The following is a 7,983-nucleotide window of genomic DNA, read 5'->3' on the forward strand; positions in this document are numbered from 1 at the left end:
CATCACCACCGAGGGGGTGGCCTGCACCAGCCCGTGGTGCGCTCCGGCCCCGGGACCGCCCACGTCGAGGTACGCCAGCGGACGGGCCCAGTCGACCCAGCCGACGAGGTGGGTACGGGTGCGGCCGGTGCCGACGGCGAGGCGTACCCCGGCGCGGACGTCGCGGTAGTTGGTGACCCGGGTCGCGGCCAGCCGCTCGGACTCCGCGTCGGTCAGGGCACGGGCGGGGGTGTCCGCGACGGGTGCCCAGTCGAGCAGTCCGGCCACCAGGGCGGCGGCGGACGCGGCGGCGACCACCGAGAGGACGGCGAGGGTGACGCGTCGGTGGGTCGGCTCCTCGGGCGGCGGCTCGCCGGCGGTGACGTCCGGGGGCGCGGGTGCGGCGCGCAGACCCGGGTCACGGCGCCGCCGGCCGTGCCTGCGGCGACGCGGGTCGGGAGAGGTGTCCACGAGGGGATGAACGCCTGGCGGGCGGGAGGGTGACGAGTCACGAGGCAGGGGCGCTCGCGGCGGCCGGTCTGCGCCCTGGGCGCGACCACGCCGGGTGCGCACGCCGGTGATGTCCGGGTGCTGCGACCTCGCGTGCCAGGGGTGGGAGCCCGAGGAGGGCCCGGCCACCGACCCGGTCGGCCGCCGCGAGCGGCCTACGGTCTTCAGGCTAGCGTGGCGAGATCTGTCTCACAATGGCAATATCGAAGCCGATCAGGGACCTGCGGTAGCCGCCCGGATTGTCGGACCCCCGGCGTACCGTTGGTGTCATGGCGCTCGACATCCCCCGGCTGGACGGCCGTTTCCAGGTCATCAGCGAGTTCCAGCCCGCCGGTGACCAGCCGGCGGCGATCGACGAGCTGGAGCGCCGGGTCCGGCGCGGTGACCGCCATACGGTGCTGCTCGGCGCGACCGGCACCGGCAAGAGCGCCACCACGGCCTGGCTGGTGGAGCGGTTGCAGCGGCCGACCCTGGTGCTGGCCCCCAACAAGACGCTCTGCGCCCAGTTGGCCAAGGAGTTCAGCGAGCTGCTCCCGCACAACGCGGTGGAGTACTTCGTCTCGTACTACGACTACTACCAGCCCGAGGCCTACATCCCACAGACCGACACCTACATCGAGAAGGACTCCTCCATCAACGAGGAGGTCGAGCGGCTGCGGCACTCGGCGACCATGTCGCTGCTCACCCGCCGCGACGTGATCGTGGTGGCCACCGTCTCGGCCATCTACGGCCTGGGCACCCCGGAGGAATACCTCGACCGGGCGGTCCGGGTCACCGTCGGCCAGGAACTCGACCGTGACCAGCTGCTGCGCCGGCTGGTCGACATCCAGTACACCCGCAACGACATGGCCTTCCAGCGGGGCACGTTCCGGGTCCGCGGTGACACGCTCGAGATCATTCCGGCGTACGAGGAGCTGGCGGTCCGCATCGAGCTCTTCGGCGACGAGGTGGAGAAGCTCTACTACCTCAATCCGCTCACCGGCGACGTGGTCAAGGAGGTCGACCAGCTGGTGATCTTCCCGGCCACCCACTACGCGGCCGGCCCGGAGCGGATGGAGCGGGCGATCCGCGACATCGAGGCGGAGCTGGCCGAGCGGCTGGCCGAGTTGGAGCGGCAGGGCAAGCTGCTGGAGGCCCAGCGACTGCGGATGCGCACCACCTACGACATCGAGATGATGCGCCAGGTCGGGTTCTGCTCCGGCATCGAGAACTACTCCATGCACATGGACGGGCGGCTGCCCGGCAGCCCGCCGCACTGCCTGCTCGACTACTTCCCCGACGACTTCCTCACCGTGGTGGACGAGTCGCACGTGACCATCCCGCAGATCGGCGGCATGTACGAGGGGGACGCCTCGCGCAAGCGGATGCTGATCGACCACGGCTTCCGGCTGCCCAGCGCCGCCGACAACCGGCCGCTGCGCTTCGACGAGTTCCTGGAGCGGGTCGGCCAGTTGGTCTTCCTCTCCGCCACCCCCGGCCCGTGGGAGCTGGAGCAGGCCCAGGGCGAGTACGTCGAGCAGGTGATCCGCCCGACCGGGCTGGTCGACCCGGAGGTCGTGGTCAAGCCCACCAAGGGTCAGATCGACGACCTGATGCACGAGATCAAGCTGCGTACCGAACGCGACGAGCGGGTGCTGGTCACCACGCTGACCAAGAAGATGGCCGAGGACCTGTCGGACTACCTGCTGGAGAACGGCATCCGGGTGCGGTACCTGCACTCCGAGGTCGACACCCTGCGCCGGGTGGAGCTGCTGCGCGAGTTGCGCAAGGGCGACTACGACGTGCTGGTCGGCATCAACCTGCTCCGGGAGGGTCTGGACCTGCCCGAGGTCTCGCTGGTCGCGATCCTCGACGCCGACAAGGAGGGCTTCCTGCGTAGCGGCCGGTCGCTCATCCAGACCATCGGCCGGGCCGCCCGCAACGTCTCCGGCCAGGTCCACATGTACGCCGACAAGATCACGCCGTCGATGGCAGAGGCGATCGACGAGACCAACCGGCGGCGGGCCAAGCAGATCGCGCACAACGAGGCGCACGGCGTCAGCCCCGAGCCGCTGCGCAAGAAGATCCACGACATCCTCGACGACATCTACCGCGAGGCGGAGGACACCGAGGCGTCCCGGGTCGGCGGTGCGGTGCGACAGCTCTCCCGGGGCAAGGCGCCGGTGAAGGAGACCCGCAGTCGTACCCGGACCACCGGGGCGGGCCCGTCCCGGGAGGGGATGGCCCGAGCCGATCTGGCGCAGCTTATCCAGGAGCTCAACGACCAGATGCTGGCCGCCGCCCGGGAGTTGCAGTTCGAGCTGGCCGCCCGGATCCGCGACGAGGTCGCCGAGCTCAAGAAGGAGCTGCGCGGGATGGACGCGGCCGGGGTGAAATGACCGGCGGGGGTGGCCGTCGCCACGAGGAGACCACGCGCTGACCGTGCGCGACGGCGCGAGCGGAACGCGACGCCTCCGGTATTCCATCAAGGTCACCTTGGACGGGTGCTGCGGCTCAAGCAGGGGTCAGGTAAGGGACTTCTCGTGTCAGGCGTGACGCTCCCGCTGGGATCAGCGCAACCCACGTCTGACACTCGCAACCTTCGGCGATACGGGACAGCCCGTCCTCATCGGAGGGACATGATGGACGGTTGCGTTCCGCGAGCAAGGTATTGCCGTGGGTGATGGTCCTGCGTACCCTCCGTCGTGGGGAGGCGGGGATGCCGTTGTCATCGAGTCCGGTCATTCGGCGTGCGCGACTGGGCGCCGAGCTACGTCAGTTGCGCAGGCGCAAGGCACTCACTCTGGAACAGGTCTGCGGCCTGTTGGGGTGGGCGTCCACTTCGAAGCTGTCCCGCATCGAGCTCGGGCAGAGCCGGCCCGACCTGGCCGACGTGCTGGACCTGCTGGACGTCTACCAGGTTCCGGCGCCGCAGCGCGAGGAACTGATCGTCATCGCGCGGGACGCGGCGACCAGCCGAGGCTGGTGGCGGACGTTGGGTGAGATGCACGAGCGGCAACGCACGTACGCCGAGCTGGAGGCGGGTGCGGCGAACATCGTGGAGTACCAGCCGGCCGTCGTGCCGGGCCTGCTCCAGTCGCCGGGCTACGCCCGGGCGCGGATCGACGCCGGCCGGCTGCTGCACCCGGAGGTCGACGTCGAGGCCGACGTCCGGGCCCGGCTGCTGCGTCAGCAGGTCCTGCGCCGTCCCGACCCACCCCGCTACACCGCCCTGCTCGACGAGCGGGTCTGTGACGGCGGTGGCGTCGCGCCGGACGTATGGCAGGAGCAGCTGGCGCATCTGCTCGCGCTGGCCGAGTTGCCACACGTCACCGTCCGCGTGGTGACCCGTACCGCCGCACCGGCGACGGGAGTACACCCGCTGACCGGCTACTCCAGCTACTCGTTCCCCGACCCGGCCGACCCGCGTACGGTCATGGTGGAGACGCTCACCGCCGACGTACGCCTGGTGACCGGCGCGGACGTGGCGCGGTACGAACAGGTGAGCGACTGGCTCGCGTCGGCCGCGCTCGACGGGGAGGAGACCGCCGCCCTGTTGCGCGACCAAGCCGCCAGGGCGGCTGACGGAGGCCGATCGGTCGGCGGAGAGGTCGTCCGGTAGCCCGGCAGCGTTCGCCGGCACTGGCTGGCCGGCGGTCGGCGCGGGGTTGAGGCCGCCTCGGCGAGCAGCGCGGCGGGCACGCTCGAGTTGAGCAGGTCGGTGGGGACGTACCCGGCGCTCGGCCACCGGTCGGTCTGGTGGCGCGGCCACCGGTCTATCTGGTGGCGCGGCCACCGGTCCCGGCGCCCCCGAACGCGTCGGGGCCGGTGCCGCGCACACGTCGCACGGTAACCGGGGGGTACGACAATTCCGGGAGTGGATCGGCGGTCGCTCGGCTCAGGCGGGGACGTCGACGAAGTGCTCGACCCGGGGCGGGCCGGCGAAGTACGGACCGATCAGGGCCCGCCACCTGCCGAAGGCATCGGTGGCCCGGAAGTTCTCCTCGTGCGCCTCCACCGAGTCCCACTCGACCAGCAGCACGAACCGGCTCGGGCTCTCGATGCCCCGGGTCATCCGGACCGATCGGCAGCCCTCGACGGCCGTGATGATCGGATGCGCCTGCCCGTACGCGGCGGCGAACTCGTCCTCGTGTCCGGGTAGTACCTCGATGAGCGCGACCTCAAGCACCATGTCCGAAGCCTCGCACGACCCCTGGTTCGCCCCGACTGGCGGGTCCGGCTGTCCCACCGACGGTGGGACGTCGCCACCGGCTCCCAGGGTTCTCCGGCCTGTCATGCCGGCGGGCATCTATACACCTAGCCTCCTAGGAAGCAGAGGCGTTGTGAGCCACACCTGAGCGTGGAACGTGATATTGCCAGCAATCCCGGCTCCCGCAGGTGCGCCGCCTGGCCCGGATGGTGAACAATGGCCGCCGAGGAGGGGAGTATTCCCCCGCGACGGAGTCGTCAGCACGGTCGACCGCCACCCCTGGCACCCGACCCGGCTCCATCGGTCAACGTCCCGCCCACGGGCCGTTGGCGGAAGAGACCTCCGACAGCCACTTGAGCTCCCGTCGCCGCCCACCCTGCCGCCACCCGGCGTCCCGGTGTGCACGACGCCGCGTGTCTGCCGGAGGAATGCATTGAACGTGTCCGCAATGGTGTGGGCGGTAACGCTCGTCGCGCTGACGGCGGTCCTGTTGGTGGACCTGCTCATCGTCGGTCGGCGACCGCACGAGCCCAGCATCCGGGAGTCGAGCCTCTGGGTCGGCTTCTACGTCGGGCTGGCCCTGATCTTCGGCGTCGGCCTCTGGCTCACCAGCGGCGCAAGCGCAGCCGGCCAGTTCTACACGGGGTGGTTGACCGAGTACAGCCTCTCGGTGGACAACCTGTTCGTCTTCGTCATCATCATGGCCCGCTTCGGGGTGCCCCGGCAGTACCAGCAGAAGGTACTGCTCATCGGCATCGTGCTGGCCCTGGTGATGCGCGGCGGGTTCATCGCCGCCGGCGCCGCGTTGATCTCGCAGTTCTCCTGGGTCTTCTACCTCTTCGGCGCCTTCCTGATCTACACCGCGATCAACCTGGCCCGGCAGGGTGAGACGGACGAGGACGAGTTCAGCGAGAACCTGCTGATCCGGTGGAGCCGCAAGGCGTTGCCGATCTCCCGCGAGTACGACGGCGCGAAGCTGACCACCCACCAGGCCGGGCGGCGGCTGTTCACCCCCATGCTGATCGTGATGATCGCGATCGGCACCACCGATCTGATCTTCGCGTTGGACTCGATTCCGGCGATCTTCGGGATCACCCAGGAGCCGTACCTGGTCTTCACCGCGAACGTCTTCGCGCTGATGGGCCTGCGTCAGCTCTACTTCCTGCTCGGGGGCCTGCTGAACCGGCTGATCTACCTCAGCTACGGCCTGGCGGTGGTGCTCGGCTTCATCGGCGTCAAGCTGGTGCTGGAGGCACTGGCCGACAACAAGGTGCCGTTCATCAACGGTGGCGAGCACGTCGGTTGGGCACCGCACATCCCGATCTGGCTGTCGCTTCTGATCATCCTCGGCACCCTCGCCGTGGCCACCGCGGCCAGCCTGGTCAAGTCCTCCCGGGACCGCCGCCGCGAGCTGGCCGACGCCCGTCCCTGACCCATTGGTGCGTACGCCGCCCGGGGCACCCCGGCGGCGTACGCACGGCAGCCGTGCGGGATCGCCGGTGGCCCGGCCCACAGGTGGGTGCGCACCGTCGGCGATCATCGGATGCGGCACCCGGTACCGGAGCGGGATGCGCAGAAGGGACGTCGGATGAGCGGACAGGACTGGTGGCTGGTGGGTGCGCCCAACGCCCGCGACCTGGGCGGGCTGCCCACCGGCGACGGCCGGCGGGTGCGTGCCGGCCGGCTGCTGCGTACCCCGGCGCTGGGGCGGTTGACCGACGAGGACCTGCCGGTGCTGGGCAAGCTCGGCCCCGCCTGCGTGGTGGACCTGCGGGACGCCTCCGAGGTGTCGGTCGCCCCGGCGGACCGGTTGGTCGGTCAGCCGCGGGTGGTGCACCTGCCGGTGCTCGACCCGGCGCACCCGGTCTTCATGTACGTCTCGGCGCTGCTGCTCGGCCACGACCTGGAGACGTACGACGAACTGGCCGAACAGGGGACACCCGCGGCCATGGAAGCGATCTACCGGTGGTTCGTCACCGGGGACGCGGCGCGGGCCGGGTTCGGGGCGGCGGTGCGGCTGGCCGCCGAGGGCTCGAACCTGCCGCTGCTGTTCCACTGCTCGGCCGGTAAGGACCGTACCGGCTGGCTGGCGGTGGTGCTGCTGACCGCGCTCGGCGTCGAGGACGCCGCGATCAGAGCCGACTACCTGCGCAACAACGAGCTGACCGCGAGTCTGCGCGAGGTGCTCATGGAGGCGATGACCCGGCAGCACCCGTCGCTGGACCCGGAGACGGTGCGGCCGGTGCTGGAGGCGCGGCCGGAGTACCTGGACGCCGCGTACGACGAGGTGCGCCGGGTGCACGGGTCGTTCGAGACGTACCTGCGGGTGGGTCTGGGGGTGACCGACGAGGTGCGCGCCGCGCTGCGGGAGCAACTGCTGGAGTAGGCGCCGGAGATCGTGGCGCACGGCGACCCCGGACGGGCCGGTCGGACCAGTGGGTGCGCGGCTCACCCGGCCAGACGGTGCCGGGCGGCCCAGGCCGCCGCCGAGACGTCCGCGACCAGACGGCAGCCGTCTTCGGCCCGCTCCTGGCCGGCGGCCGGTTCGGTGGTGGTGCAGACCGCGATGGCGTACGGCGGGGCATCGTCCGGAAAGACGACGCCGGCGCTGTGCCGCACCCCGCGTACCCAGCCGTTCTTGTGCGCGATCCGGGTGCCGGCCGGCAGGCCGGCGGCCAGGTCGTCGCGGTGTTCCTGGGCCAGCAGGACGTCGACCATGGCGGCGCAGGCGGCCGGGGTGGCCAGCGGTCCCGGTCGGTTCACCCCGCTGGCCAACCCGCCGAGCAGTGCGGCCAGGTCGCCGGCGGTGACCAGGTTGGTGATGCCGACCTCCCGGGCGGCGAAGTCCTCGATGCCTCGGCCGGTGACGCTGTGCCGGGCGCCGGCGCTCGCCCAGGCTTCGGCGACTGCCGGCAGTCCGACGTGGCCGAGCACGATGTTGGTGGCCAGATTGCTGGACCGGGTGATCATCCGGTGGGCGAGCCAGCGTAGGGAGGCGGTCGCACCCACGCGCTCCCAGACCGCATCGTCGTTGTCGTAGTGCCGGGCGCAGGAGAACCCGGAAGCTCCCGGTCGGGCGGATTCGAATTCGTTGACCACGGCGACGGGGGCATCGAGATCGGTGCTGCCCGCGTCGGCCGCCCGGTGCAGGGCGAGCAGTACCGCGACCTTCATGGTGCTGGCCGCGTAGTGCGTCGCCGCCGGGTGCCGGGCCCAGGTGGCAGCGGCGTCCAGCCGCCCCACGTACGCGGAAACCACCCCTGGCACCCGGTCCAGTCGGGCGTCGAGCTCACCCCATCCCATGC

The 7,983-nt window shown here is 71.0% G+C and carries 6 protein-coding genes and 1 pseudogene; 4 read left to right on the forward strand and 3 right to left on the reverse strand.

Annotation, left to right across the window (positions count from 1 at the left end; all coding sequences use genetic code 11):
• A pseudogene (locus E1182_RS27290) lies at nt 1-450 on the reverse strand (hypothetical protein); the annotation flags it as partial.
• A 308-nt stretch (nt 451-758) separates the two neighbouring features.
• Between E1182_RS27290 and uvrB the strand changes: the two are divergent.
• Nucleotides 759-2,867 (forward strand): excinuclease ABC subunit UvrB, encoded by a 2,109-nt coding sequence (gene uvrB / locus E1182_RS27295; protein WP_132270600.1) that lies wholly within the window; start codon nt 759-761, stop codon nt 2,865-2,867.
• A 320-nt stretch (nt 2,868-3,187) separates the two neighbouring features.
• A complete protein-coding gene (locus E1182_RS27300) occupies nt 3,188-4,090 on the forward strand; it encodes a helix-turn-helix transcriptional regulator (RefSeq protein ID WP_132270603.1) in 903 nt (300 codons plus the stop codon).
• A 276-nt stretch (nt 4,091-4,366) separates the two neighbouring features.
• Here the strand turns inward: E1182_RS27300 and E1182_RS27305 are convergent, their stop codons facing one another.
• Entirely contained in the window at nt 4,367-4,660 is a 294-nt protein-coding gene (locus E1182_RS27305) for an antibiotic biosynthesis monooxygenase (RefSeq protein ID WP_132270605.1), read from the reverse strand.
• Between the two features lie 451 nt (nt 4,661-5,111).
• Between E1182_RS27305 and E1182_RS27310 the strand changes: the two genes are divergently transcribed.
• Together E1182_RS27310 and E1182_RS27315 are read left to right on the forward strand one after the other, a co-directional pair.
• The gene (locus E1182_RS27310) at nt 5,112-6,110 is read left to right on the forward strand and encodes a TerC family protein (RefSeq protein ID WP_132270607.1); all 999 of its coding nucleotides are present in this window, start codon (nt 5,112-5,114) and stop codon (nt 6,108-6,110) included.
• A 156-nt stretch (nt 6,111-6,266) separates the two neighbouring features.
• Nucleotides 6,267-7,064 carry a tyrosine-protein phosphatase gene (locus E1182_RS27315; RefSeq protein WP_132270609.1) on the forward strand — a complete coding sequence of 266 codons (798 nt, stop codon included), beginning with the start codon at nt 6,267-6,269 and terminating at the stop codon, nt 7,062-7,064.
• Nucleotides 7,065-7,126: 62 nt separating this feature from the next.
• On the opposite strand, the gene E1182_RS27320 is transcribed toward E1182_RS27315, so the two are convergent.
• Nucleotides 7,127-7,981 carry a serine hydrolase gene (locus E1182_RS27320; RefSeq protein WP_132270611.1) on the reverse strand — a complete coding sequence of 285 codons (855 nt, stop codon included), beginning with the start codon at nt 7,979-7,981 and terminating at the stop codon, nt 7,127-7,129.
• Nucleotides 7,982-7,983 lie beyond the last annotated feature (2 nt).

Source organism: Micromonospora sp. KC721, from assembly GCF_004348355.1.
GTDB lineage: Bacteria > Actinomycetota > Actinomycetes > Mycobacteriales > Micromonosporaceae > Micromonospora.

What these genes read in the sequence shown, in the direction of transcription:
- uvrB (WP_132270600.1), top strand. Translation starts at nt 759, where the DNA reads ATGGCGCTCGACATCCCCCGGCTGGACGGCCGTTTCCAGGTCATCAGC.
- E1182_RS27300 (WP_132270603.1), top strand. Translation starts at nt 3,188, where the DNA reads ATGCCGTTGTCATCGAGTCCGGTCATTCGGCGTGCGCGACTGGGCGCC.
- E1182_RS27305 (WP_132270605.1), bottom strand. Translation starts at nt 4,660, where the DNA reads ATGGTGCTTGAGGTCGCGCTCATCGAGGTACTACCCGGACACGAGGAC.
- E1182_RS27315 (WP_132270609.1), top strand. Translation starts at nt 6,267, where the DNA reads ATGAGCGGACAGGACTGGTGGCTGGTGGGTGCGCCCAACGCCCGCGAC.
- E1182_RS27320 (WP_132270611.1), bottom strand. Translation starts at nt 7,981, where the DNA reads ATGGGATGGGGTGAGCTCGACGCCCGACTGGACCGGGTGCCAGGGGTG.